General features: G+C 43.9%; 24 protein-coding genes and 7 tRNA genes. 16 read left to right on the plus strand and 15 right to left on the minus strand.

Translation table 11 applies throughout. The features are described from left to right. Window positions 1-442: 442 nt before the first annotated feature. From ACRRSX_RS15780 to ACRRSX_RS15800, 5 genes are all read right to left on the minus strand, one after another. Complete coding sequence (locus tag ACRRSX_RS15780; RefSeq protein ID WP_432452250.1) at window positions 443-805, minus strand: P-II family nitrogen regulator; 363 nt, start codon at window positions 803-805, stop codon at window positions 443-445. 1 nt (window position 806) lies between these two features. Further along, on the minus strand, window positions 807-1,577 hold the full coding sequence (locus tag ACRRSX_RS15785; RefSeq protein WP_432452249.1) for a DUF1538 domain-containing protein: 771 nt from the start codon (window positions 1,575-1,577) through the stop codon (window positions 807-809). Then, window positions 1,577-2,311, minus strand: a complete 735-nt coding sequence (locus ACRRSX_RS15790) for a DUF1538 family protein (protein ID WP_432452248.1) — start codon at window positions 2,309-2,311, stop codon at window positions 1,577-1,579. Before ACRRSX_RS15790 ends, ACRRSX_RS15785 begins: the two co-directional genes overlap by 1 nt. A gap of 107 nt (window positions 2,312-2,418) precedes the next feature. After that, the gene (locus ACRRSX_RS15795; RefSeq protein WP_432452247.1) at window positions 2,419-3,303 is read right to left on the minus strand and encodes a class I SAM-dependent methyltransferase; all 885 of its coding nucleotides are present in this window, start codon (window positions 3,301-3,303) and stop codon (window positions 2,419-2,421) included. Window positions 3,304-3,310: 7 nt separating this feature from the next. Continuing rightward, window positions 3,311-4,345 carry an AI-2E family transporter gene (locus ACRRSX_RS15800; protein WP_432452246.1) on the minus strand — a complete coding sequence of 345 codons (1,035 nt, stop codon included), beginning with the start codon at window positions 4,343-4,345 and terminating at the stop codon, window positions 3,311-3,313. A 99-nt stretch (window positions 4,346-4,444) separates the two neighbouring features. On the opposite strand from ACRRSX_RS15800, the gene ACRRSX_RS15805 reads away from it, so the two are divergent. Next, entirely contained in the window at window positions 4,445-4,954 is a 510-nt protein-coding gene (locus ACRRSX_RS15805) for a 2-amino-4-hydroxy-6-hydroxymethyldihydropteridine diphosphokinase (protein WP_432452245.1), read from the plus strand. Here ACRRSX_RS15805 and ACRRSX_RS15810 read toward each other — a convergent pair. Next, on the minus strand, window positions 4,880-5,593 hold the full coding sequence (locus ACRRSX_RS15810) for an SDR family oxidoreductase (protein WP_432452244.1): 714 nt from the start codon (window positions 5,591-5,593) through the stop codon (window positions 4,880-4,882). The two genes, ACRRSX_RS15805 and ACRRSX_RS15810, sit on opposite strands and share 75 nt — an antisense overlap. Before the next feature lie 86 nt (window positions 5,594-5,679). On the opposite strand from ACRRSX_RS15810, the gene ACRRSX_RS15815 reads away from it, so the two are divergent. Continuing rightward, window positions 5,680-6,582 carry a TIGR01777 family oxidoreductase gene (locus tag ACRRSX_RS15815; protein ID WP_432452243.1) on the plus strand — a complete coding sequence of 301 codons (903 nt, stop codon included), beginning with the start codon at window positions 5,680-5,682 and terminating at the stop codon, window positions 6,580-6,582. Between the two features lie 58 nt (window positions 6,583-6,640). On the opposite strand, the gene ACRRSX_RS15820 is transcribed toward ACRRSX_RS15815, so the two are convergent. Next, complete coding sequence (locus ACRRSX_RS15820) at window positions 6,641-7,327, minus strand: DNA-3-methyladenine glycosylase I (RefSeq protein WP_432452242.1); 687 nt, start codon at window positions 7,325-7,327, stop codon at window positions 6,641-6,643. Window positions 7,328-7,934: 607 nt separating this feature from the next. Here ACRRSX_RS15820 and ACRRSX_RS15825 point away from each other — a divergent pair. The 5 genes from ACRRSX_RS15825 to ACRRSX_RS15845 all read left to right on the plus strand — a co-directional run bounded on the left by ACRRSX_RS15825 (window position 7,935) and on the right by ACRRSX_RS15845 (window position 12,175). Further along, the gene (locus ACRRSX_RS15825) at window positions 7,935-8,378 is read left to right on the plus strand and encodes a MarR family winged helix-turn-helix transcriptional regulator (RefSeq protein ID WP_432452241.1); all 444 of its coding nucleotides are present in this window, start codon (window positions 7,935-7,937) and stop codon (window positions 8,376-8,378) included. Between the two features lie 15 nt (window positions 8,379-8,393). Then, window positions 8,394-9,482 (plus strand): DUF4405 domain-containing protein, encoded by a 1,089-nt coding sequence (locus ACRRSX_RS15830; protein ID WP_432452240.1) that lies wholly within the window; start codon window positions 8,394-8,396, stop codon window positions 9,480-9,482. 327 nt (window positions 9,483-9,809) lie between these two features. After that, window positions 9,810-9,899, plus strand: a complete 90-nt coding sequence (locus tag ACRRSX_RS15835; protein ID WP_439022902.1) for a hypothetical protein — start codon at window positions 9,810-9,812, stop codon at window positions 9,897-9,899. Between the two features lie 577 nt (window positions 9,900-10,476). Further along, a complete protein-coding gene (locus tag ACRRSX_RS15840) occupies window positions 10,477-11,457 on the plus strand; it encodes an acetylxylan esterase (RefSeq protein ID WP_432452239.1) in 981 nt (326 codons plus the stop codon). Next, window positions 11,447-12,175 carry an esterase family protein gene (locus ACRRSX_RS15845; RefSeq protein ID WP_432452238.1) on the plus strand — a complete coding sequence of 243 codons (729 nt, stop codon included), beginning with the start codon at window positions 11,447-11,449 and terminating at the stop codon, window positions 12,173-12,175. Before ACRRSX_RS15840 ends, ACRRSX_RS15845 begins: the two co-directional genes overlap by 11 nt. A 3-nt stretch (window positions 12,176-12,178) precedes the next feature. Here ACRRSX_RS15845 and ACRRSX_RS15850 read toward each other — a convergent pair whose 3' ends face one another. Next, on the minus strand, window positions 12,179-14,038 hold the full coding sequence (locus tag ACRRSX_RS15850; protein WP_432452237.1) for a TIGR00341 family protein: 1,860 nt from the start codon (window positions 14,036-14,038) through the stop codon (window positions 12,179-12,181). A gap of 577 nt (window positions 14,039-14,615) precedes the next feature. Here ACRRSX_RS15850 and ACRRSX_RS15855 point away from each other — a divergent pair. The 4 genes from ACRRSX_RS15855 (at window position 14,616) to ACRRSX_RS15870 (ending at window position 18,381) form a co-directional block, all read left to right on the plus strand. Then, window positions 14,616-15,410 (plus strand): transporter substrate-binding domain-containing protein, encoded by a 795-nt coding sequence (locus ACRRSX_RS15855; RefSeq protein WP_432452236.1) that lies wholly within the window; start codon window positions 14,616-14,618, stop codon window positions 15,408-15,410. A 108-nt stretch (window positions 15,411-15,518) separates the two neighbouring features. Further along, a complete protein-coding gene (locus tag ACRRSX_RS15860) occupies window positions 15,519-16,466 on the plus strand; it encodes an amino acid ABC transporter permease (protein WP_432452235.1) in 948 nt (315 codons plus the stop codon). A 19-nt stretch (window positions 16,467-16,485) separates the two neighbouring features. Next, a complete protein-coding gene (locus ACRRSX_RS15865) occupies window positions 16,486-17,211 on the plus strand; it encodes an amino acid ABC transporter ATP-binding protein (RefSeq protein ID WP_432456156.1) in 726 nt (241 codons plus the stop codon). 375 nt (window positions 17,212-17,586) lie between these two features. Beyond that, window positions 17,587-18,381 (plus strand): transporter substrate-binding domain-containing protein, encoded by a 795-nt coding sequence (locus ACRRSX_RS15870; protein WP_432452234.1) that lies wholly within the window; start codon window positions 17,587-17,589, stop codon window positions 18,379-18,381. A gap of 95 nt (window positions 18,382-18,476) precedes the next feature. On the opposite strand, the gene ACRRSX_RS15875 is transcribed toward ACRRSX_RS15870, so the two are convergent. From ACRRSX_RS15875 to gltX, 6 genes are all read right to left on the minus strand, one after another. Continuing rightward, on the minus strand, window positions 18,477-19,931 hold the full coding sequence (locus ACRRSX_RS15875; protein WP_432452233.1) for an HDOD domain-containing protein: 1,455 nt from the start codon (window positions 19,929-19,931) through the stop codon (window positions 18,477-18,479). Window positions 19,932-20,172: 241 nt separating this feature from the next. Next, a tRNA-Ala gene (locus tag ACRRSX_RS15880) sits at window positions 20,173-20,248 on the minus strand. 21 nt (window positions 20,249-20,269) lie between these two features. Beyond that, window positions 20,270-20,345 (minus strand) — tRNA-Ala (locus tag ACRRSX_RS15885). A 145-nt stretch (window positions 20,346-20,490) separates the two neighbouring features. Continuing rightward, window positions 20,491-22,188, minus strand: a complete 1,698-nt coding sequence (locus ACRRSX_RS15890; protein WP_432452232.1) for an ATP-binding SpoIIE family protein phosphatase — start codon at window positions 22,186-22,188, stop codon at window positions 20,491-20,493. After that, window positions 22,188-22,499, minus strand: a complete 312-nt coding sequence (locus ACRRSX_RS15895) for an STAS domain-containing protein (RefSeq protein WP_432452231.1) — start codon at window positions 22,497-22,499, stop codon at window positions 22,188-22,190. The genes ACRRSX_RS15890 and ACRRSX_RS15895 overlap by 1 nt, the downstream gene beginning before the upstream one ends. A 622-nt stretch (window positions 22,500-23,121) precedes the next feature. Next, on the minus strand, window positions 23,122-24,609 hold the full coding sequence (gene gltX / locus ACRRSX_RS15900) for a glutamate--tRNA ligase (protein WP_432452230.1): 1,488 nt from the start codon (window positions 24,607-24,609) through the stop codon (window positions 23,122-23,124). 228 nt (window positions 24,610-24,837) lie between these two features. On the opposite strand from gltX, the gene ACRRSX_RS15905 reads away from it, so the two are divergent. From ACRRSX_RS15905 to ACRRSX_RS15925, 5 genes are all read left to right on the plus strand, one after another. Continuing rightward, window positions 24,838-24,913 (plus strand) — tRNA-Val (locus ACRRSX_RS15905). Window positions 24,914-24,961: 48 nt separating this feature from the next. After that, window positions 24,962-25,037: transfer RNA gene (locus tag ACRRSX_RS15910), tRNA-Val, on the plus strand. Window positions 25,038-25,085: 48 nt separating this feature from the next. Continuing rightward, window positions 25,086-25,161, plus strand: a tRNA-Val gene (locus tag ACRRSX_RS15915). 48 nt (window positions 25,162-25,209) lie between these two features. After that, a tRNA-Val gene (locus tag ACRRSX_RS15920) sits at window positions 25,210-25,285 on the plus strand. 48 nt (window positions 25,286-25,333) lie between these two features. Next, a tRNA-Val gene (locus tag ACRRSX_RS15925) sits at window positions 25,334-25,409 on the plus strand. Window positions 25,410-25,785: 376 nt separating this feature from the next. Here the strand turns inward: ACRRSX_RS15925 and ACRRSX_RS15930 are convergent. Further along, complete coding sequence (locus tag ACRRSX_RS15930) at window positions 25,786-26,277, minus strand: DUF523 domain-containing protein (RefSeq protein ID WP_432452229.1); 492 nt, start codon at window positions 26,275-26,277, stop codon at window positions 25,786-25,788. Between the last annotated feature and the right edge of the window lie 143 nt (window positions 26,278-26,420).

Raw genomic sequence — 26,420 nt, forward strand, 5'->3', positions numbered from 1 at the left:
GAGCGGTATTTTTATTTATACCGATCGCCAAATAAGCATAAGCGCTAACAATAAAACGCTTCAATCTTGTGCACCTACCTTCACGAACGAATACTGTTTAACCAATGAGTGGCCAAGGAAAAACAGCAAATACCTTTAAAATCGATCTCTTAAAGCAGCACTTGCTAACTTCAAGGGTTTTAAAGCTCTTGTTCTACGTCAACTTAAGTTTAAAAGTCATCTCTGTTTGGCTGATAAACCCACAGCCCCAGCTCGTATCTTAACAATCATAAGTGAACGAATCATTTTTAATCAAACCCAAAAAACCTTAAAAAACATAAATATAGAATCAAAAAACCACTTCATTCACATATTAATCCACAGATTATGTGGATAAGAATTATATAAAGTGAGAGTTATACACAGCTCCCGGTATTTATTTGACATAATTCACTATATTTATTCACAACCCACTTAAATCATCATCAGGACCACGATGCGTGAGCGCGTGAATTTGATGTGCAACGCCAACCACGTCTTCCACATCCAGCAGCACCGCAATGCCTTGACCTTCTTCTTGATCAAAATCAGCCACAGCACTAATCGTATTTAAGATAGGTTTCGCCAAATGACTTTCTACCACAAACAATAAGACGTCGCGCTGCGACTCGAGATTCAAACCAAAGAACGTTTTTTTACGATGCACTCCCTCCCCCCGCGCATTGTTAATCACAGTCGCACCTGTCGCGCCAGCAGCGCGAGCCGAGTCTAATACCAAACTGGTTTTTTGATCGTCAACAAAAGCTAGAATCAACTTAAATTTCATCTTATTCTCCAGATAAATCAGAATGGGCTAAATAATGAGTAATTTGTGCATAAGCTAATACCGAGATAATTGGAAACAAACTAGCAAAAGCAATCAGACCAAAACCGTCCAAGAGTGGACTACGCCCAGGCACAGCATCAGCCAAACCTAATCCCAATGCAGTCACTAAAGGCACGGTCACTGTCGAAGTGGTCACTCCACCACTATCATAGGCCAAGGGAATGATCGCTTTCGGAGCAAACAAGGTTTGTATTCCAACCAATACGTAACCAAAAATAATGTAATACTGTAGCGGGTCACCTACCACAATTCGGTAAGAACCTAGGGCGAGACCGAAAGCGACACCTAAAGCAACCGAAACACGTAAACCACCAATCGAAACCACTCCCCCAGAAACGGCATTCGCTTTAATCGCCACGGCTAATAACGACGGTTCTGCAATCGTGGTGCTAAAACCGATCGCTGCAGAGAATATGTAAACCCATAGGTAGGCCTGCCAATGACTCCCTGGGGCATCACTCAGCGACACAAAACCTAGATGGGTTAATTGGATCGCCATAGTTTGCCCCAAAGGGAATAAAGCCTGCTCAAGACCCAATAAGAACAATACCATCCCCAGCACCACAAAAAATATCCCCATTAATAACTGACGAGGCTGATGAAGCGGCTTTTTAATAACCAGATATTGAAAGACTAGAATTGTGAGTACAATCGGAAAAATATCGCCTAGCGTGGAAAACAAGGTCTCGAAAAACTCTAGCCACCAGCGCATCAATAAATAATCCCGTAAAGCATCACAAAAATCATCGGCGTTAACGAGGCTAGAGCAATCAAACCAAACCCATCTAATAAGGGATTTCTTCCCTCAATTGAAGCCGCTAAACCGATCCCAAGTGCAGTAACTAAGGGGACGGTGATTGTCGAGGTGGTGACACCTCCAGAATCATAGGCGATACCGATAATTTCTTCGGGAGCAAATATGGTAAGTATCACAATCAAGCCATAACCCGCGATGATCATCAGATAAAGCGGCCACCCTTGAATAATACGGATCACCCCAATCACAATGGCTAAGCCAACCGCAAAGGCAACACTTAAACGCAAGCCTGCGGCATATTCATCCATGCTCCCCTTATCCGATGCAATATGCTGCGCTTGGGCTGCAACCTCAGCCGCTTCCCTGGTAACAGCGATCAGGGCAGGTTCAGCAATGGTTGTCCCAAATCCCAAACAGAATGCAAAAGCCAATAGCGCAGCCAAGCTTCCCTTATTGGCAAAAGCATGCGCCAGTTGTTCGCCAATCGGAAATAAACCAAGCTCCAAGCCCATCACAAAACAACTTAAACCCACCACGACCATCACCGTACCGCCGAGGATCTGTAGAACATTTGGCAATGAACTGTCTAATACAAACCATTGAAAAAACAGGATCACGAATACAATCGGCGAAATGTCCCGAATACTTTTAAGCAGAGATGAAAAAAAATGTGAGAACCGAAACCCCATACCACGCCTTTGAGCTGAAATAAGCCCTATATCAAGCGTAGCAGAGCAAAATCCAGCTCGAGACAATGACCATAAGCTATCACTCGAACTGTGAGGGCGGTGGTCGTTTAAACTGGATTATTTTTAAAAATGAGTACTTTTAGGCCGTCATCCTCTGACTTCTCCAATACCCTTTCGGGACGTTCAAGCGTCGTCAGCAACGACAGTTGGGGGCACTCACTTTCAACAACATCAATGAGAAACTGACAACCAAGCCAGGGGGCGTTCAAGCAAAGCATCGCCAAGCCCTCCTCCGCTAATAAACTCGGGAGTTGACGAATTATCCGAGGGTAATCTTTTTCGACTAAAAAACTACCTTTTTGCATTGATGGTGGATCAGCGATCACCAAATCATAGGGACCATGTTTACGCAACTTGCCCCAAGATTTAAACAAATCATGACCAAAGAAACGGGCTTTCTTATCATCAAGTTGATTGAGTCTTAGGTTATCCCGGCCAACACTTAGCGCAGCCTTACTCATATCAATATTCACCACCGCTTGCGCACCACCAGCCAACGCAGCAACGGCAAACCCACAGGTGTAAGAAAACAGGTTAAGAACTCGCTTATTATTGGCCTGCTCTCTGACCCAGCGTCGGCCACTGGCCATATCAAGAAATAACCCAAAGTTTTGATGTCGTCCCAGTTCAACCTTATAACGTAAACCCTGCTCCATCACCTCAACAGGTGTCTGTTCACAGCCCCACAAATGGCGAACCGGAGCCATCGGCTGATCTCGCTGTTGTAAAAAAACGCCTTCTACTAAGGACGGTTCACTGAGTTGAGCAACCAATTCGGCTAACGGCTCATCAGCCAATGGCGCGTAAGCAACGATCAGCATCACTGGCGGAAGCCATTCAATATTAAATGCCTCGGCACCAGCGATACAATGCCCTCTACCATGCAGCACTCGCAAGGCTTGCCCATCGAGTGTGGGTAATTCTACTCTCATCTACTACTTAACTCTCTTTTAGGTCGTCTGGGTGGCTTAAGATCCGTGAAAACCAATGGCCGCTATTACTCGACTCAAGGCCAATTTTTACGATCATGGTTAGCGGCACCGATAGTAACATTCCAACACTACCAAATAACCATCCCCAAAAAATCAATGATAACACTACGACCAAGGAGGACAGACCTAAACCTTTACCCATGATACGTGGCTCCACGATATTACCCATCACCAGATTAACCGTTACATATAGCCCAGCCACCGCCAAAGCCTGACTCGGCCCTAACTGAAGTAGCGCTAATAGCACAGCGGGTACGGCAGCAATCAGCGAGCCAACGTTAGGAATATAATTGAGTAAAAAAGCCAAAATGCCCCATAACACGGCATAATCCAGATCGAGCAAACTCAAGACAATGGTGATGGGGATGGCCGTGCCAAGGCTAATCATGGTCTTAACCGCAATATAACTATTGACCGACTTGAGAAATTTGTTCACCTGCGACATGCGAACATCGGGATTATGAATCGCATCATGTACCCGCTGCGGCATCGTATCGGCCTCTAACAACATGAATATCGTCACCAATAAAATGATAAAAATATTAGCAGCTGCACCACTTAAACCAGTTAAGGTATTGGCGAATACCCCCAATATCACCCCAGGATCGAAATAATCAGTGACCACACTCATCGATAGATCAATATCAAACCTTGCGGCGAAGGTAATCAACTTCGCGAGATGAACCAGTAGCTGCTCTCGGTAGGCTGGAATAGACGATCTAAAATCACTAATAGAGCTCCCCACTACACCAGCCAATAACAAAATAACGCTCACGATCAACAGTAACACTGCCATCACAGCAAGTACCCGCGGGATACGAATACGCGTCAAAAAACTCACCACCGGACTGGCAATAATGGCGATGAATAGAGATAACAAAAAAGGGATCAGCACTGGGGTTGCAGCTTTTAATCCAGCCAATACCACAATCAGGGCAGCTGCGGTCACCAAACCATGGCGTATCGAAGTTGGTTGATTCACCGAACACTCCTAAAATATTATTTGATGCTCAGCAGTTTAGCTTGCATCAGCGCTGGCGAAAAGGCTAAATAAAAACCTATCAATCATCTGGGGTCACCAATGTATTACCTTTGTAGTCTGGGGAGCAATATTCAACCGCTGCAACACATACCGCAGGCAGTAAAGCAGCTTTGTATTCGTTTGCACCCCATCACCTTTAGTGCCTTTATACAAACCGCACCCTCACAACTGCAATCAAAACATGATTTCATCAATGGCTTGGCCTGGTTTCATTCCCATCAATCAGCCCCCACGCTAAAACGTTTTTTCAATCAACTAGAAGATTTTCATGGCCGCAATCGCAAAGATCCCCTCTCCAGTGACAAAGACCGCCCCTTAGATATTGATTTAATCGGTGCAGCTAAGCAGCCTCAATTGTTAAGCCTGTTACATCCAGATGAATTTTTAATCCCACTACATCAACAGTTATTTGGTCAAAACGTCGAGCTACAGCAAGTCGTAGAGTTTGAGTTATGCATTGATCATCAGCCAGGTTTACCATTGGGCCAAGGACCGACCACCATCAACTTTGATAGAACAACCGGTCAAATAGTCGTTTTCAATCAATAAAATCATGGTTTGCCAGATGGGTGCGAAGCCCCCCTCTTTCGCCAAAGGCGTCTGTGCCAATACCTGCTGGCGATGCACCTTAGTATGTTCAGTTAGGAATTGCATCGGCCCCGGTTCAATCGCATTCACTCGAACCGCAGGCGCCCAATGGGTCGCATAAGACCGCATTAAATTCGCTAAACCTGCTTTCGACGCACAGTAACTACGAAATGCCGAGTGGGGTTGTTCAGCATAAATATCGGTTAACATCACTACACTGCCCTTTGCCCTAACTAAAGCCGGATGCAAGGCTTCATTCAACAATTTAGGAGCCAACATATGCACGGCATACATCGCGTCAAAAAAATCGGCTTGTTGTTCAAGGCTATGTTGTTGCTCATCTTGGAGAAACAATGAAGCATTATGGACCAGCACATCTAAACGAGTACATTGCTGAGTCACCGCTTGAATAAAGGCCAACAAGGACGAACGTTGACTGAAATCGGCTTGGAATAGACTCACGCCACGTGCGCGTAACTCATCTAACCCGCTTCGCTCACTGCGATATTGGCCTATAACCTGATAACCCAAGTCAAGAAATTGATGTGCAAGAAAAAAACCCAAACGGCGGCCAACCCCGGTGATTAAAACAGTCGTCATGCTCTACCCTTCCTATAAAACTCTGCTATTGTTGACTAAATTAAGGCGTAATATTACAAGCTCTATATAAGGAGTTGTGGTTAACGATGAAAATTTTACTCACAGGCGGAACTGGTTTTATCGGTAGCCGACTGGTAAAACATCTACAGTTTAGTCATGAACTAACCGTTCTATCACGTGCGCCCATTAAAGCCTACCAGAAGCTAGGGCACAATCTATTGGCAATCCCTTCGCTCAAGGATTTAACCGACTTAAATGAGTTTGATGCGGTAATTAACCTAGCCGGAGAGCCGATTGCTAATCGACGCTGGACCAAACATCAAAAACAGCAGATCTGCAACAGTCGGTGGCAAATCACGGAACAACTTCTGCTTTTATTTCAACAAAGCCAACAGCCGCCCCATACCTTTATTAGCGGCAGCGCCATTGGCTATTATGGCACTCAAGGAGAACAGGATCTTGATGAATCGAGCATGATTAAGGATGACTCATTTCCTCATCAAGTATGTAAACAATGGGAAGCAATTGCGCTACAAGCCCAGTCAAGTCATACCCGGGTGTGTTTATTACGCACCGGCGTAGTGATGGGCATCGAAGGTGGCGCATTAGCCAAAATGTTGCCAGCATTTAAACTCGGCTTAGGTGGCCCGATTGCCAATGGTCAACAGATGATGTCATGGATCCATATTAGTGACTTGGTCGATGCCGTGATTTTTTTGTTAAAAAATCAACACTGTCACGGCCCATACAACCTTACAGCCCCCACCCCAGTGAGCAACCAGCTGTTTAGTCAAACCTTAGCCAAACAACTAAAGCGGCCCTGTTTCGTGCGAACTCCGGCTTGGTTACTCAACACGGCTTTAGGCGATATGGCCAGTCTCATCACTGAAGGGCAAAAAGTGCTGCCTGCTCGCCTAAGAGAGGATGGCTTTAGCTTCCGCTATAAAGAAATAAATCATGCACTTAAAGAAATCCTGGCGAAGAATTAACGGCAAGTTCACTAAGACGCCGCCAAGAGCAACTCGAACAAGCACTCTTATATAGTGCTCAATCAAGGTTATTCTCACCCACCGAGTATGCGAGCGTCTGACTAATGGTGGCCAAAGGTAGACCACTTTGCAACTGCCAACGGTTAAACACCTGTTGCACCGTATTTAAACCCTTCACACTAGTCGGCTGCTTATCCACAACACCACGATTCACCAAATAAGCCACCACGTCCTTAGACAAAATAAAGGTATCTTTGCCCATTCTTCGCAAGGCATAGGCCGCTGAATTCCCCCCCAAGCGAGCGCCCTGCTTTTTTAAATATAGCCACAAACCAACAATATCATCGTTGGGCCAATCCGCTATAAATTTAGCAAAACTGCCATGCTCAGCCGCAAGTTTTAAAATCATCTGCGCGTTGACTGGTACTGTGATTATTTTCTGACGATTACGGATAATGCTGGCATCATTAGATAAACGCTCAATATGAGAATCATCCAGCAACAACATTTTTTCAGGCTCAAAATCAAAAAACGCTCGTTCGAAATCGGGCCACTTGTTTTCGACAACTCGCCATACAAAGCCCGACTGAAAAATCACTTTAGTAAACATCGACAACCAACGGTCATCACTCACGGTGGATAAATACTCAGAACTGAATGGCGCAGTTAAGAGATGTTGAAGTGCTGCATCACCACCTTTACGCTCGGCGGCTCTCTGCCAAATTGATGAAAAATCTTCTACCAAACTACAATCCTTAATTCATTGTCAGTTAAGCGCTCACTACGATTTACTTAAAACCAAGATAGTAAATCTTGTGAGTACTTAGATAAGTAAATTCTATCAGGCACTTATATTCAATGCTGTATTTAAAGCTTTATCAAACCAATTTTACCGAGCCAAAGCGTAAAGTACCCGACCTGCTGGTCGAGATTCTATGGGCAAGGGTATATGCCGCCGTCGCCGAAGGCACCTAGCATGAAGACTGCTTCGCTTTGTCGCTGATGTTTTCAGTGAATTTTATTCACCACTGGCTACCAAGAGCTAATGACGCATTCATATAGAGCAAACAATGAACCTGCAGGCTCTAAAAAATGAACCAACTTGATTGCCCAATTAAAATTAGCCTTGTGTCCTTGCCGCAAGCTTATCCATTTGGTGGGTGCAGAAATACACTAGGCGGCGTCACTCATTCGCTAAACGATGTTGATGCATTTTAAAATACTTGCTTTTACTCTCCTTTCTAAATACACTTAAGTACCTTAACCATTAAGATGCTTAAGCATTCTTATTACCCACTGTTAGCAATCAATGCCAATGCTCTATTTTTAACACTTAAAGGCGCTTAACGAATATGGACCATCTACCCCAACTGATTACAGCAACATTTCGAGAAATAGCCATTATTCATGAGCGCATGGAAATTATCTTAAAGGAAAACCTGCCATCTGAACTGCCAACCTCCCAGTTCAAATTACTCAATCACCTTATTTACACAACCAACAGCCAAGAGACCGCCAGCCAGCTAGCGAAAAATTCACATGTGAGCCTGTCTGCGATGAGTCAAATAATTAAGCAATTAAGCAATAAAGGTTATGTTTCCTTACAGATCCGCGACCACGATGCGAGAAAAAAAACAATTTTAATAACCGAACAAGGACGTATCGCTCACCAAAACGCCTTAACGCAGATTGATATTGTCCTTAAATCATTTGCCCCTAATTTTAGCCTGGTCGACATTCAACAACTGTTCAAATTAATCAATCAGTTTCGCCGCGAGTTTGAACAACACACTTAGTTATGGAGAAATATTATGCGTGAACATTCAACACATGCGCGACCTTCGGCTTCTAGGTCAAAAACCAAAAAACGAAATGGTAATAGTCGATCTTGGGTGAGTATTAACCTTGTTGGCGCATTAATGGGCATGGCCGTTACTGGTGTACTTTCTTATGGAATGGCTTATAACGAAATAATAGCAGGTATACATACTTGGTTCGGTATTGCATTCATCCTGTTAATGGCATTCCATTTACGGAACAACTTTAGAGTTATCCTCACTTATTTAACTCAGGATAAAGCTAAGCTTTGGTTAACCACCAGTGTGGTGAGTATATTAAGCCTTACGCTCGGAGTCATATTAGCAGTCCCACCATTTAGTAGCGTATTAAGCTTTGGTCAAGAACTTCGTAAATCAGTGACTCTTAGTGAAGGAAGTTATCAAACATTAACCACCCACATTGGCAGCAATGGTCTTCCAATTTCAATTGAATTGCGTAAAGGGGAGCACTATGAGTCGGAACCACAAGCACTGTTTTTAGGCATGACTTACACCACTGTGCCCCAGGTCGCTTTTTGGATTGAAGATTTGGCCGGTCACTATATTGATACTTTATACGTTACTCAAAAAACCAGTAATGGCGGTTTTATTCCTAACGAGGATCTATTTGGCTTGGTGAGTCGCCCTGAAGCCCTCCCCTATTGGGCACATCAACGTGGAGTAAAGTATAAAAACAACCTCATGGTGCCGGATGCTAATAATACTGATTTAGATGGCGTGACTGGTGCAACTCCCCTCGGAAACTACGATATTAACAGTAAAGTGAACAGCGCTTTGCGACAGTTTAGAGTGATGATGGAAATAAATCGCTCTTATGATTTCAATTCTTATTACACCAAAGACAAATATCCTCAAGACCCTATTTATAGTGGTTCTGGTTCATCTGGACAACCCTCGGTGATCTATGCAGCATCAATCGATTTAGATGATCCACAAAGCACTTATCTAATGAAACCGATAGGTCATGGGCATTATTCTGGGGCTAACGGTATTCTATATACAAACATGACAGGTATCGACACCGCCTTGCAATTGGTTCAACGTGTCATTATCGATATCTAAGATGCGAATCTTCGTTTAAAAGTCCTATAACCCTGGAATAATGGCCAATATCTCTCGTGAAAACAGCCGCAATGCATCGAGAGTTTTGGCCTTTATACAAACCTTTGGTCAATGCTTGGGAGCGGCCTTTATCGGCATCATCCTTGATATTCTGAAGTTCAGGCGAAACAAGTTTAAAATTGGTGCATAAACACAATGACCAAATTAACAAGGGATCAACTTCATGTCCTCAAACACCGAGCACAATTACGGCGCCTATAATATTGACTCCAAAAGCTGTCCCGCAAGGGCTTTTTCGATAGCTTCGCAGACAGTTGGATACAACTTATCTTAGAGCTACTCGCAAAAGGTTCACGCCGCTTCAATAGGATAAAAAGTGAGGTGAAAGGCATTTCCCAGAAAATACGGTTCTGGTGACTGTTGAGTATCAGCCCTCCCTTGGAGAGTCCTTTTCCAAAACGATAAAAAACTTTGCGCGTTGGACTGAGCAAAACACTTATCAGGTAAAACTGGCTCAAACTTCCTATGATGCTAGTCATCCGGGCAAATAATGTCGCAAAAAGTAAAAGCCTCAGGGATCTTACTGAGGCTTTTTATATACTAAACATGCTTGTTAGCTTCGCTCCGTTATCCAGCTTCGTTTTCCACTGCGACCAGCAAAAATGTCGAGTTAAATATTTACCGTCCACACTTGACACTAACTGCGTAATATTTTTTGCATTATCCCCGCTCCAGATGGATCGGTAATATTACAACGCGACCAAAGCCACCTTCCGAGACGGTGACGACTGGAGTCTGGCATTCAAAACCGGCCCTTGGCTTGTCTTACTGCTGCAACCCGCTCACTGCAACTATCAAACGCCAGCCTCACTACCGCAATGAATCGCGAGGACCAGTTGTTGATTTTTTTAATATTAAATACAAGCATTGTCTGGAAAAACGTCATATAAACGGTTTATAGTTTTCATGAGTTGATTGCCGAGACCTGCCTATCATGCCAAGCAAACTAAAGCATCCTTTTGAGTTTGAGCCCGATTATGGCTTTAGTTTGCCCGAACTAGATGCACTTCAGCCAAATGACGCACCTGAAGATTTTCAGTCGTTTTGGCAACAAAAGTATCGACAAGCCTTAGCGGTTGCGCCCTATCTTTCGCTACAAGATACTCAGCAGGTTCGTGGTTCCTGGCGCATTTTCGATTGTTATTACAACTCTACCAAGCAAGTCCGTTGCGGTGGCTGGTTACTACTGCCAAAGTCTGGCCACATTAACGCAGCCATAATTAGTGCGCATGGTTATGGTGGCATTCGTGAGCTTAACTCAAGGCTCTCGCTCAAACATACTGCGATCTTAATGCCTTGTGTTCGCGGCATTGGCCGCAGTGCCAAAGCGCCGATATCTGATAACCCAATGTGGCACGTATTACATAATATCCAAGACAAACAACGTTATATCATCGGCGGATGTGTACAAGATTTGTGGTGCGCAGCGACTGCTCTAATCCGTTTATTTCCACAAGTGACTAACAACCTGGGATTTATGGGGAGTAGCTTTGGTGGGGGGCTTGGCATTTTTGCCTGCGCCTTTGATAAGCGAATTCAGCGGGCGCATTTCCATGTCCCCACTTTTGGTAATGTACCACTCCGCTTAAAATTACCCACCCTCGGCAGCGGCGCAGCCTTGCAGCAATTTTATAACGCTGAGCCTCAGTTGGCGCTGTCGACCCTACGTTACTTTGATTCAGCAACCGCCGCCCGTTATCTCAGCATACCCAGCCATTGGGCCTTAGCCTTATTCGATCCCTGTGTTGCCCCCCCCGGTCAATTCTCTGCCTACAACCAAGCGCCGCAGCCAAAGCAACGCTTTTTGCTTAGGGCTGGTCATTTTGATTACCCCACAAAACAACAGCAACGCCAACAGTTAGAGCAAGAGCTGGAACTTTTTTTTGAACCTTTGAGTGAACCTTATGAATCGTGAATATCATCGATGGTGGAGTCCCAACCTCAACCGAGACATGGAACTGCTTATATTTGGCCACGCAGGCGCAAAAGTATTAGTTTTCCCAACCCGTGGCGGCCGCTTTTATGAATATGAAAACCTGGGCTTAGTGAATGCTATTGCCCCCAAAATAAACCAAGGCCAATTACAACTGTATTGCGTAGATAGCATCGACGCCGAAAGCATGTATTGTTTTTGGGCGCACCCTTCGGGGCGAATTACCCGCCACCAGCAATACGAAAATTACATATTACGTGAGGTGCTTCCGCTGATGGCCGCAAAAAATGAACATCCCTGCACAATTTCTCATGGCTGTTCACTGGGCGCTTTTCATGCCGCGAATATCGTGTTTCGCCATCCTCATCTATTTAATAAATTGGCAGCCTTTTCCGGGCGCTTTGACCTGACTTGGCAAGTAGAGTCGTTTACTGATTTATTTGATGGTTTCTACGATGAAAATATTTATTTTCATACACCGACCCATTATTTGGTAAACATGAATTGCCCAGAACGGCTCTCAGAGCTGGCCAATACCGAACTGGTCTTTACCATTGGCAACCAAGATCCCTTCCTGCAAAACAATCATATGCTCAGTCACATTCTACATCACAAAGGGATTAAGCATCATCTGGTTGAATGGGAGGGGCGAGCTCACCGTGGCCGTTACTGGCGACAAATGACCCCGCTATATTTGTAAATTCTAGCGCCTCACGATCACTGTCGCTTCCAGCTGCAAAGGCTTGCCTAATTGTTGGATGATTTGATCTTTTAGTTGATCTAACTGAGCATCGTTCACCGCATGAGATGACACAAGTTGCAAACTTAAGACCAGCGGCTCAACACTTTGCACACGCACCGAACGAACCAATAAAAACTCAAAGCTTTGCCCTTGCAAGCGCTGCACGATATGCGCTTCTTCAGACCAACGCATAAAACTAAAAGCCAAAGGAATACTAACCACCGTCACCGCAAGCAAGGCAATTGCTAAACCTTTCTTCGCTCGCGTAAAAGGAGCAAAACCCAGTGCTAAAAAAGTTAAAGCCGCAGAAAAGACAATTCCCGCAAAGTTAGTTAGAAATAATAAAAATGCACCGCCCGCAACATTCAGATCAAACCAGCCAAGACCGATCCCGGTGACCGCCAGTGGTGGAACCAAAGCCACCGCAATAGCAACCCCCGCCAAGCTTTTGGCCGCATCAACACGTGCATGCGCATAGGCACCAGCAATGCCGGAGATAATAGCGACCGCCAGATCCAGTAAATTGGGACTCAATCGAGCAGCAATTTCAGAAGTGACAACTTCCATAGGCATAATGAAGCTGGCCAAGGCAGCAAACCCCAAAGCAACAAACAAACCAGTCGTTAAGCTTGCGATGCTTTTAGTCATCAAGCTAGAGTCTTGTCGAGTTAAGGCCATTGATAAAGAAATAATAGGCGCCATCATCGGTGCCAATATCATTGCCCCAATAATCACCGGTGCAGAATTTGCAAACAAACCAATACTCGCCAATAAAGTAGACAAAGTCATTAACATCAAAAAGGCTGACGAGGTGGTAGCATTGTCACGTAGCAATTGGTAAAGCTCTTTAAACTCTTCAGTTGCAGCATGCGCGATTAAAGGCAGTGGATGTGCGGCCATTGCGGCAATAGCCTCTCCCCGAGGAAGTTTGCCAATCTTACGATTCTCTTTGACTGCCGTGACATTATCTAGATAAACAAAATCGGCAGAAGGAAGCAGCCGTAATTGCCGATGACAGCATTCAACATGCAGCCGTTGACTGGATGCTTTGACACCATCGAGCCAATAGTCAAACTGATGATTCGCTTCAATTTCAATCGATTTAGATTTGATCAAACTAAGAAAGCTCGGTTTTTTTACCACCCGACCAAACATGGCTAACAATAAAAAACGTAACATTTCCATGATGCTACGTGGCGCTATCAACATACTTTGCAACATACCGTCGTTAGCGTGGGTGTCCTGTAAAATTTGCTTCGATAACATCGAGCCATGAGCATGTTCAAGTATCACTACGCCGACTACGGTGGTGTCTAAAATTATCTCACTGGCGGTCGTTAAACGCAGTCGTTGAGGCATGATCTTTGAGACTTTAAGAAGGTTACGCCAAGTTTGCAGCACCCGTTGACGCCATGGCGCGTTATGACCACCAGGACGCAAATTAAAACTATGCCCAACCACCAGATGATTCAACACAACCAGCCCATTACAACGTAATACGTCTACGTTGATAGAGGGTGCCGTCTGTAAATGATTTATCGACTTTTCAAGATCAGAGCTTAAAGCAAAACCCCGTTTCGCATGACTCGCAAGAGGGTGTGGCAAGATGGCAAGAGTCCATCCTTGTTCAAGCGCTAAAGCAATTGCCAATGACAATTGCGCGTCACTTAAATAGCAATACACGAGGCTATCCGCTTCAAATATTGGCGGCTGTTGTGGATCCCATCCCTTGGGTAGTACCACCTGAGTAAATAGTGGTAAAATTTTATTGCTGACCAAGTCATGCTCAAGCGGATCAAATAATAAGAAACTATCAGCCATTCGCCTATCCATATCTAGCATACAGCCTCCCAGGATCTGTTGAGGCGACTCCATTAACCTACAACAAACTAAGCCAATCACCCAATCATTGCAACACGACTAATAAGCTATTGCATGATTAAAAAACTCAATGGAAATCGTCAAAAATAGTAATGTAAACCGAATAAAGGCGAGCTTAGCACCAATTTATATCACTTTGCATAAGGCGTTATTGGAGAGCCTAGACAACTTCGGTATCTTCAAGCGCACGCGGTTATTTACTCCAAAAAAAACATTGCCGAATAACATTTAACCATCAATTCGCTGTGATTTAATCATATCTAAGATTTTCCAACTAGTTCAGCCGATGACAAGCATTTATCATAAATCTAAAAATAAGCCTATTTAACCAACTAAATGGCTGTTTACTTAATAATTATTCTACTTTTATGCTTTTTTACCCCAAAGCCGATACTACCTTTTGTTAGTATATTCTGCTATAACATCCCTAAAAGACGATGGCGTATCACTGTTTTGAACGGATTAGACAGAACATGGCCACAATAAAAATAACTACGAAAACACAACAAGGACAACTATGAAACGTGTCATTCAATCGGCTATTGCCACTCTCACACTACTCTCTAGTGCCGCATTTGCGCAACCAAGCTTATTACAAGAAATTTCTCAGTCAGGAGAACTTCGCACCTGTTTTGATGCTGGTTATATGCCTTTCGAAATGAAAGCCAAAAATGGTCAATTCATTGGTTTTGATGTCGACTTAGGTAAGCAAATGGCACGAGCGATGGGCGTAAAATATGTGCCAGTCAACACTGCTTGGGATGGTATTATTCCCACCTTGTTGACAGGTAAATGTCATCTCATTATGGGTGGTATGACAATTACGCCACAACGTAACATGCAAGTTAACTTCGCCGACCCTTATGTGGTGATAGGTCAATCTATTCTGCTTAGCCCTAGCTTAAAAGGAAAGGTAAGCAGCTATCGGGATCTAAATGATGCCAAATACACCGTCGTAACCAAACTTGGTACCACAGGCGAAGGCGCAGTGAAACGCTACCTCCCAAAAGCCAAAAGCAACTTATTTGAAAATCAATCGGATGCTGTACTCGAAGTCACCAACGGCAAGGCGGATGCTTTCGTCTACGACTTACCTTTTAACGCCATCTATGCTGCCCAGCATCAAGGTCAATTGGAGCACCTAGACCAACCCTTCACCTACGAACCCCTCGGTTGGGCAATCCGCCAAGGCGATCCAGATTTTCTAAACTTTTTGAACGGCTACCTACGCCAAATCAAAGGTGATGGCACTTACCAACGGATCTACGACAAGTGGTTTAAAGATGACGCTTGGTTAAAACAAGTACAATAGATAGATCTCGGTGGCTGGCTTATCCAGCCACTTTCTTTATGTAACGAGGGGATAAACCTCAAAGTTACGCAAAGTTATGCCATATATAAAGAAAAATAAGAGCTTCAGATGAAAACTCTAACAAAAAATATTCTCTGGAATGGTCTATTTGCTGCCATTCTCATCAGCCTGTGTGTACTGATTTATCTTTCCGGTAAAAAAATTGACTACAACTGGAATTGGCAACGGGTTGTTCCCTACATAATCAATACCGAAGCATCTAGTATTACCGCACCGCAAGATGGAAGTATTCACAGCGATGCCTCGGGAAAACTAGCACTAGTATCAGATACCGGTGATATCCTGGTAAAACTCAGCGATTACCAAAATGTAACCGTATATGAAGGCGACCTAGTATTCGAAGGTGATCAGCTCGCATCCTCAGAATCCTGGCGAATGGGTCCGTTAGCGGAAGGTCTAATTGTGACGATCAAGATCTCCATCTGGTCGCTATTCTTCGCAATTATCATCGGGCTAATGGTGGGTTTAATGCGTATCGCTGCCAATCCAACGTTGGCGAAACTAGCGGTTACCTATATTGAGATCATTCGCGGCACACCGTTATTGGTACAAATTTTTATCGTCTACTTCTTTATCGGCACCGTGTTTGATATTGAACGCTTTACTGCTGGAGTCATTGCTCTGTCGGTGTTTACCGCCGCCTACGTAGCGGAAATAATCCGTTCGGGGATCCAATCGATTCCCAAAGGACAAATGGAAGCGGCTCGTTCTCTAGGTATGAATTATGCCCAAGCGATGATTAATGTCATTTTGCCACAGGCCTTTAAACGTACCCTGCCCCCAATGGCAGGCCAATTCATTAACCTAATTAAAGATTCTTCCTTAGTCTCGGTGATCTCAATTACCGACTTAACCAAAGCAGGCCGAGAAGTGGTCAGTGGTAGTTTCGCCCCTTTCGAAGTTTGGTTTACTGTTGCCTTGCTCTACTTAGTACTCACCAGCAGTTTATCTTGGGCAATTCAACGCTTAGAAAAGAGGTTAGCAGCCAGTGACTAAAGATTATCAAGGCGATAAAATGATCGTCGCAAAAAAAATTAATAAAATTTACCCCAATGGCTGTCACGCTCTAAAAGACGTTTCAGCAACCGTGTCTCGCGGTGAGGTGGTGGTAATCGTGGGCCCTTCAGGTTCGGGTAAATCAACCTTCTTACGTACCCTCAACCAACTGGAAACAATTAGCAGCGGAAGCATCAGCATTGATGGAACCGACATGTACGCCAAGGGAACCAATATTAATAGCTTACGCGAAGAAGTTGGCATGGTTTTTCAAAACTTCAACTTGTTCCCGCATAAATCTGCTTTAGGCAATGTGATGTTAGCGCCGCTCAAAGTCGCTAAACGACCTAAAAAACAAGTAGAAGATGAAGCTAAAGCCTTAATGCTTAAAGTCGGTCTCTCGGAACGTATGAATAACTATCCATCGCACTTGTCTGGCGGGCAACAGCAACGAGTCGCTATCGCTCGTGCTTTAGCGATGCAGCCCAACATTATGTTATTTGACGAACCAACCTCAGCGCTTGATCCAGAGATGGTGGGGGAAGTTCTGGATGTAATGAAAGGCCTGGCCGCTGACGGCATGACTATGGTGGTGGTCACCCACGAAATGGGCTTTGCCCGTGAAGTGGCAGACCGAGTACTGTTTATGGAGGACGGTGAATTGCTCGTTGAAGATTCACCTGAAAAGTTCTTCGACCAACCCGCTCACCCACGACTACGACAATTTTTGTCAATGGTGTTATAGACCCACAGCGGCCCAGCAAACTTGGCTTTGCTGGGCCGCCGATGCCCGATGCCTCACCTAGAAATACTCTTAAAACCAACAAAAACCAATAAGTACAAAAAAATATATCCAACTAGCAATCAGCCCTCATAAAGACATAAATCAAACTATTTCTCAGTTCAATGCACCTACCCTGGCAATTTCATCTAGTAATAACGATAAAAGCCTTGATGAATTAAAAATATCTAGGGTTTAAATGAACAGGCGATGACTATCACTAATCAGTTTATTCTGCTATAAAGATGTAGGATAAATTGGATTTATCTCTACATTGACAAACAAAACAGCATATAAAATCCAAAATAAGCCAAACATAACCACACAACAAGGACGACTATGAAACGCGTTATTCACTCGGCGCTTGCCGCCATCACCTTACTATCCAGCTCTGTATTTGCGCAACAAACCCTATTACAAGAGATAACTGAAGCAGGTGAACTACGGGTCTGTTTTGAGGCCGGTTATATGCCTTTTGAAATCAAAGCTAAAAATGGTCAATTTATCGGTTTTGATATCGATTTAGGCAAACAAATGGCTCGCGCTATGGGCGTTAAATATGTGCCAGTTAATACTGCTTGGGATGGTATTATTCCAACACTACTCACGGGTAAATGCCACATTATTACTGGCGGAATGACCATTACGCCACAACGTAACATGCAAGTAAACTTCTCAGACCCTTACGTAGTCGTTGGTCAGTCGGTATTGTTAAATCCAAAACTGAAAGGCAAAGTAAGCAGTTACCGAGACCTAAATAGCGACCAATACACCGTTGTGACCATGCTCGGTACCACCGGTGAAAGCGCCATTAAACGTTACCTGCCAAAAGCTAAAGTTAACTTATTTGAGTCTCAAGCTGACGCCGTATTGGAAATAGCCAATGGCAAAGCAGATGCCTTTATTTACGACTTACCCTACAATGCAATTTATAGTTCGCAACACCAAACTCAAGTCATTCATCTTGACCAACCCTTCACCTATGAGCCTCTCGGTTGGGCCATACGCCAGGGCGATCCTGATTTTCTAAACTTTTTAAATGGCTACTTACGCCAAATTAAAGGGGACGGAACCTATGATCGAATCTATAACAAGTGGTTTAAAGACGATACCTGGTTGAAACAAGTTCAATAATCACGCCGTTGTTAATGACACCAAGGAGGCTGAACATACTCAGCCGCCTTGATTTATGATTTTAATATCAAAACCATATCGCGACAGTAAGCATCCTATTTTAAAATGACTGACAAACATAAATTAGTTTGCTTGGCAAAGTGTACAAAACTGTCGAAGTCCTCCTTATTGAGCGGCTCAGCACCCGATCCCACAAGCCTATCGGCATAAATCATCGCGATACAGCGTCCTTCAATAATTAACGGTGCTAGAAAGAATGGGCCCGCTTGAGTGATTCGACGAATCTGATTATTTAGCAAGCCTTCAAAACGCGAACCAGTCGCATTATTCATCCAGATATTACGTTTATCTCGATAGGCTTGAATAAATACCGTATCAGCCCCTTTTAAGCTCAATTGAAAATCAATTTTGTCTTGCTCTGGCTGTGGGCTTGCCACGAAACGAAGCTTTAGCGCGTCATGTGCCGGATTCACCATCAGAACCATCACTCGGTTCATCTCAATCCCCCGCTGGATCCCTTCCATCGCAGTATGGATCACTAAGTTTAAATCAGGATTTTCAGTGGTGACTAGCGTAAGTTCACGCAATAACTGCAATTGTAAATGTTGTTTAGATAAGACATCACTTGCCGTTGCATCTGAAAGGTCATCCAATTCCAGAGGTGGCGAGTCACCAAAGTTTAAGTAGGGTTTAAGTACAATTGCACCATACGAGACGGCCAATTGTCTGGTTTCCTCAGAACAATGATTGACCATTTCAATCAACTTAGGCATCGGCAACTTCATTTGTTCTGAGATCAACTTAAAAACTTGCTGGCGAGCAGCTAGATCTTGCTCAATCATCGCTTTACTAAACTGGTGAGCCAAATGAATACAACGAAACTCAGGCGAGCGACGCTCCGGCTCGGCCAATGACTTCACTAACATCGGCCCCATATTCCAATGACTCGCCAAACCAATACTCAGTTGAGTAAAATTAGTCCCTAGTAGCTTTGAGACTAACTGCTGTTCTGGTTCTTCATTTTGCTGTAACTGCTGTTCCAGCTGTTCGGTAATGCTGCCCCCCATACTCCAGAATGCGACCTCACCTAGGTTATGCAGCAATGCCGCAATATACACCTCTTCCTGCGTATCTTCGGCATAATCCGCCAACATCATCTTCGCCAGCATCGCCGCATGAAAAGAGCAGGCCATTAGCTTTAACACTCGCTGGTATACCGCCTCGCTAATACCTCGACTAGACAATAACCCATCAATCATCCGAGCAGTAATGCAAATATGCTTCAGCCGATCATAGCCTAGGATCACCGCCGCGCGACTTACGGTGGTGATTTGAGTTCTCCCTCGATTATAACTGATGCTATTCACAACCCGCAGAATACGTGAAGTTAGCCCATGATCATGTAATACCGATTGTCCCAATACAGCCAGAGAGGAAGTGTCATCTTTTGCGAGTTTTTCCAATAGGCGCACTGTAGCCGCAAGTGCGGGTAACTCATGCTCGCTGATCCTTTCTACCCATTGTTGAGTACCGAAGGTGTGTTTATGCATACTCTGAATTCTTATTTATAGAACCTAGAGTATGGCTGGCAAACCCCAAAATTAGCCAGTTACTTGGTCATTTTTGTTATATAAGTCAATCTATTAATAACAAAATAGATATTAATTGCAGGGAATACTCAAGGAAAAGACCATCGCTCAGAACAAACCACAAAACGGCTGAAATCGTTACGTCACTGATTCAAGGTTTAATTGAAGCCAAGCAAAATAACGAGCCGAACAGTAATAGAATTGGTGGAGCTACGCGGGATCGAACCGCGGACCTCTTGCATGCCATGCAAGCGCTCTCCCAGCTGAGCTATAGCCCCGAAAAACGGTAGGGTGTGAATTGGTGGAGCTACGCGGGATCGAACCGCGGACCTCTTGCATGCCATGCAAGCGCTCTCCCAGCTGAGCTATAGCCCCAAGTCACATCACTTTCTTAAGGCGTTTAAACCTGAAAGCGAGCAGAATTCTAAGCAGCAGAGGTTTGAGTGTCAACCGCTTTTTAGTGGAATCATGCCAGTTGCTCATTTAGTCAACGATTTACACGTAATTACTTTCATCTCGTTCAATATTGACAACGATACACGGCTCTAGCAAAAGATCCCTGTTTAGAAAATTCAAGTGATTCGCATAGCGATGCGACCAGCGCCAAACCACGACCAGAATAAGGCCATTGCTCGCAAAGTTGCGACACCTGTGTCTCATCAAAACCAAGTCCACTGTCCTCAACCTCGATGATAAACTCACGACTTTCATCAGCTTGGTACTCAATCGAGATATTAACCCACCCCTGTTCAAGCTGAACCGCCCGTTGTTTTCGCATTTGATAATACTCAGCGAAACCATCCGTGGAGTTTTTTAGAGACGAGTCTAACGCTAATACCCCATGTTCAAAGGCATTGTTATATAACTCGCTAACAATACAAAAAAGTATATTTCGATCAGTTTCATTCACCGACAATTCTTGTAATGTCGTCATCAACAACGGAATAGGAGTTATTCTTTGTAAACGCTGCGCATCTAAACTAAGTTGCCAACGCCATCGACCTTCCGCTCGAGGAGTTGCAGGGTAGGCATTTTCAGCGTACAGACCAGCACGACTCAATAAATCAGGGATCTCCACCATACTAATATCATCCAGTTGACTCTCTCCACCACAAAACTGGTCTAAATGTTGCTGAATACTGGCAATAAACGAGGGTTGTTGCTGCGGGTCCATAATCGCCTGTTCAACGCCTTGCAGACCAAACATTTGTTGCTTAGAGTTAAGCGCCTCGGTCACACCATCACTAAACAGCAACACATGATCCCCCTTTAGCCATTGAATAACGTTTAAATTAAACTCAACATTTTTATCAATCCCTAAGGGAATATTATTAGAACTGATCTGTTCACGGATCTGCTGTTGCTGTGAATTAAAAATTAATAAGTCAGGCATTCCAGCATTCCATATTATCAGCGACTGCTGCTGCACCGAAGTTTCAACGAAGGTGGCAGCCATAAACATCCCGGTAGGCAGCAACCGATAGAGCCGTTGATTAATTTGTTTTAGAATAACCTCTGCTGAATATCCTTTACGAGTCATGCTATAAAAGATGTCAGCCACTGGCATCGCGCCAATCGCAGCTCGTAAGCCATGTCCGGTAAAGTCACCAAGTAATACATGAATATCACCATTTGGACGATACTCTGCAAAAATCACATCCCCAGAAAACCTTGACGCACTACTCAAAAAAATTAATAGTTCATGATCTGCACAACTAGAACTAGACACCGCATTGCTAAATATTCGCTCAGCAAATTCTTCTTCCTCATGAAATTGTCTATTTAATTGATTTATTTCGTTGTAGATAGCTTTACTGCGCTCAAACCCTAACGCTTTTGCTTTCAAAATAGATTGATGTACAGGCTTAAGTAACACGTCGTCTCCGCCACAAGCGATGCACTTTACCAAAACATCAACTTCTGTTTGAGCGGTTACAAATAGCACCGGAGTATAGCGCTGGCCACTAAGCAGCTTTATTTGCTCGGTTGCCAAGTAACCATCCAACTGTGGCATAAACACATCGATAAACACGATGTCGATGTGTTGTTGTTCAAACGCAGCCACCGCCTGAACACCGTCTTCTGCATAAACCACTTGATAGCCGATTTCACTGAGCGCTTTTCCTAACAATAGGCGATCGATACGAGCACTATCCACAACCAGCGCATTACCTTTCACTTCACGCTGAAGAAAACTCAAGTGATGACTATCTGCCACTAGTTTTCAATCTTGAGTAATTTATCAAAGTTTGCGACCTCTAAAATTTTTAAGATAGCAGCGGAAGGTTTGCGAATCGTAAAGGCTTGAGCGTTACTTTTCTCCGCATGTTCTTTCAGTAATAACATCATCCCAAGTGCCGAACTATCCATATATTCAGCCTGACTTAAATCCAGAACTAACCGAAGGCCTTCAACCGAAACATGCTCATAACAAGCGCGGAATTCTCGATGTAGAGAATAATCGAAGCGACCAGATACACAAATAATTAATAGGTCAAGCTCTTGACTTAATTGGCTCGTAATAGACATACCCACTCCTTTGAGGTCATTATTTTAAGTAAATGGCACCTTACTCGATAAACCGATAAAACCTGTCAGGCACCGTTCTCTTATTCGTACAACTCGCTGTTTTATTTCATAAAACAAAGCGTAACTACGATTTAGTATTACCCACCATAGCAAATATTCAATTAAAAACTTTGAACCACGCACATTATTAACAAAAAGGATATTTAACTATTCGTTCGACCTAGGTTCAACACAAACGGTTCAAGCAACAGTGTTACTTTTGACACCATTCCCCAACAAATCAACAACAAGGTGCAAAATTGATGAGACCTAGATGTGATTTTGTTAACTCAAAACACACTCAAGAAACAAACTGTGAAGTGTTTCATGGTTTTAACTAGTCCGCTTGTTGCAAGATGGACCATCTACTGATGCATTTTAAAGGAACACGATGAGTATCAAACTTCAATTGCAGTTTCTGCTAGCGCTAGGTTTATTGGTTACAGCCTGCGGCAGTGTATTATTGGTATAAGAAGATTTTAGAAAGGAAAGCCAACTCATCGAGTTGGCTTTTTTATAGCGATTTGAATAAATATTTTGTCACAACGGTCTCTAAAACCAATTCGGGACTTATTTTGCAGATCTAACAACTTGCTTTATAGGCACGATAGGCTTTGTCTAGCGACTTAGCTTGCTTCTTACTCACACCAATATGACTGAGCGCAAAACGTAAGCGTGCGCGACTCATATCCGAGCCCAGTATCGCCATCGCGTCAACCACCGAGCTTGAACTGGTTTTACCGGTAATCGCGACAAATACAGGCTCTAGGAAATCACGAATTTTCACATCAAGATAAGCAGACAACTGTTTCGCCACCGCAAATACAATGTCTTTATTCCACTGTCGCTGTTCTTCTAATTGCCAAATGAACATTTGTAAAAGACGACGAACTTGTTCTTCTTCAAGTTTACCCGCAGTTAACAGTTCTGGCGCATATTCAGGCATGCCGGCAACAAAGTGACCCGCTAATGGTGCTAAATCACTCATCACCTCTAGGCGCGCTTTAGCTTGTGGAATAATTTCCATTAAGGTGTTTTGATTGTAGGCCCACTCAATCAATCGTTCTGCCAATTGTTGATCGCTTAACTCTTCGCGGATCCACAAGCCATTAAGCCACTTCAACTTATCAACATCAAATACCGGCCCACCTAATGAAACACGTTTCATATCAAAATGTTCAATCATCTCTGCCAAAGTGAACTTTTCACGCTCATCAGGCATCGACCAGCCCATACGCCCTAAATAATTGAGTAAGGCCTCAGGTAAAAAGCCCATTTTACGGTAATAGTTAATGCTGGTTGGGTTCTTACGCTTACTTAATTTACTCTTATCAGGATTACGTAATAACGGCATATGCCCTAGAATCGGCGCTTCCCAAGCTAAATCTTGATATAACTTGAGTAACTTAGGCGCTGAGTTCAGCCATTCTTCACCCCGAAAAACATGTGTGATCCCCATTAAATGATCATCAACCACGTTGGCTAAAAAGTATGTGGGTAAGCCATCTGCCTTAAGCAGCACTTGCATATCCACTTGCTCCCATGGGATCTCGACTTCACCTCGAAGATAATCATTAAAACTGAAGCTACCTGACTCAGGGATTTTCATGCGCACCACGTAGGGTTTCCCTTCAGCCAAATAAGCAGCAACCTGTTCAGCGCTTAAATGTAAACCACGACCGTCGTACTTAGGCTGTAAGCCTTCAGCAATTTGTTGCTGACGCATTTCATTAAGCTCGTCTGCAGTTGCAAAGCAATAAAATGCTTTACCTTCATCAACTAATTGCTGTGCATATTGCTTATAGATATCACTGCGTTCACTTTGACGATAAGGACCAACGGCACCGCCGCAGTCAGGACCTTCATCCCAACTTAAGCCAAGCCAGCTTAAACTATCATATATCGCTTGTTCCGATTCTGTAGAGCTACGAGCTTGATCTGTATCTTCAATACGTAAAATAAATTCACCACCGTGCTTCTTAGCAAAACAGTAATTAAATAAGGCAATGTAGGCGGTCCCTACATGTGGGTCACCAGTTGGTGAAGGCGCAACACGAGTGCGAACTGTCATGAGTATTCTCTAAGTCAATAATTAAGCAATATGAATGGCGCGAATTTTAACACACTAGCAAGAATTCGCTAGATAAGAGCAGCCTCTGCGAGACTAAATCCAGTGGAAACTTTGTATCTGCTTGCCGTGAAAGCAATCAATTTGATGAGATTTTGCACAAGCAGTCAGTTTCCTTAAAATTTGCGTTGACACACTCGTAGACCACCCTATAATACGCCTCCACAAGATGGTCGCTTAGCTCAGTTGGGAGAGCATCGCCCTTACAAGGCGAGGGTCACTGGTTCAAGCCCAGTAGCGACCACCATATTCAAGCAAATGGTTGAACAAACGATTTGCCAGTAACAAGTAATTCGGTCGCTTAGCTCAGTTGGGAGAGCATCGCCCTTACAAGGCGAGGGTCACTGGTTCAAGCCCAGTAGCGACCACCATATTTAAGCAAATGGTTGAACAAACGATTTGCCAGTAACAAGTAATTCGGTCGCTTAGCTCAGTTGGGAGAGCATCGCCCTTACAAGGCGAGGGTCACTGGTTCAAGCCCAGTAGCGACCACCATATTTAAGCAAATGGTTGAACAAACGATTTGCCAGTAACAAGTAATTCGGTCGCTTAGCTCAGTTGGGAGAGCATCGCCCTTACAAGGCGAGGGTCACTGGTTCAAGCCCAGTAGCGACCACCATATTTAAGCAAATGGTTGAACAAACGATTTGCCAGTAACAAGTAATTCGGTCGCTTAGCTCAGTTGGGAGAGCATCGCCCTTACAAGGCGAGGGTCACTGGTTCAAGCCCAGTAGCGACCACCACTTCTAAAGCCTGCATCATTGCAGGCTTTTTTTTACCCGAGAATCACGGCTTCAAGCCCCCACACGAGCAAGTACGCCTTCAAAGGCCTGCATTATTCGCTGAGCAATGCGGCCCCTTGGCTTGCTGTCACGTAATGTTTTGGGGATAAATGGACTGAATATCAAAGCGCATCATACCAATCTGATGAATGATATGATCAACTTATAGTGCAGAATAAATCTGCCGACACCAGGTATGAAGAGCAGTAATTAGTGGATCTAACTACAAAATACATAATGCAGTTAGCGCTAATTTAGGCCAGCAAGAATCAACAGATAATGAGTGAGATTGGTATGATATGGCGAGCTCTATGATTCAAGCCCTCCATTCAAAGGTCTATTCAGCTAAAGCAAGCAACTTAGATTTGAGCGCACTCGCCTGATGCTGATTATAAACCATGATGCCGTGTTCATTCAGTAACGCAGCAGTGACGCCTTTACCTGGCTTCTTATAACCTTGAAAACGTCCATCGTAGATGGTTTGACTACCACAGGATGGGCTCGACTCGCTAAGTACCGCAAATTTTATCTGGTGCTTTTGACACTGCTTCAGAGCTAATTCCGCTGCTAACACAAATTCATCACTCAGATCTGTTCCATCTTGGCCCACCACTTTAGCATCTCCGCGTAACACATCTTCCCCACCCCCCAACTGGATCTCCGCAGGTGTTCTTGGCGTCGGTAAACCAGCAGCGACCTCCGGACAAAACGAAATGATTTGATGATGTGCAATCAGCCAATCTACATCTTGATTTTCTGACTTTAAATCTTGACCGTTATAACGTACTTTGCACCCAAGTAAACAAGCACTAAACAAAATCTTAGCCACAAATATCGTCCTCTATTTAAACTCATCCCACACTATGACGAAATAATTTAACACGCCAAGTAATCCATCATATCAGCAGTACCAATCGTGGCAAATTCCATCCTCGATATTGACCAATAAACGTTTTTCGCTTATTCCATTCA

The sequence above is a fragment of the Agarivorans sp. QJM3NY_30 genome, assembly GCF_050870855.2.
Lineage (GTDB): Bacteria > Pseudomonadota > Gammaproteobacteria > Enterobacterales > Celerinatantimonadaceae > Agarivorans.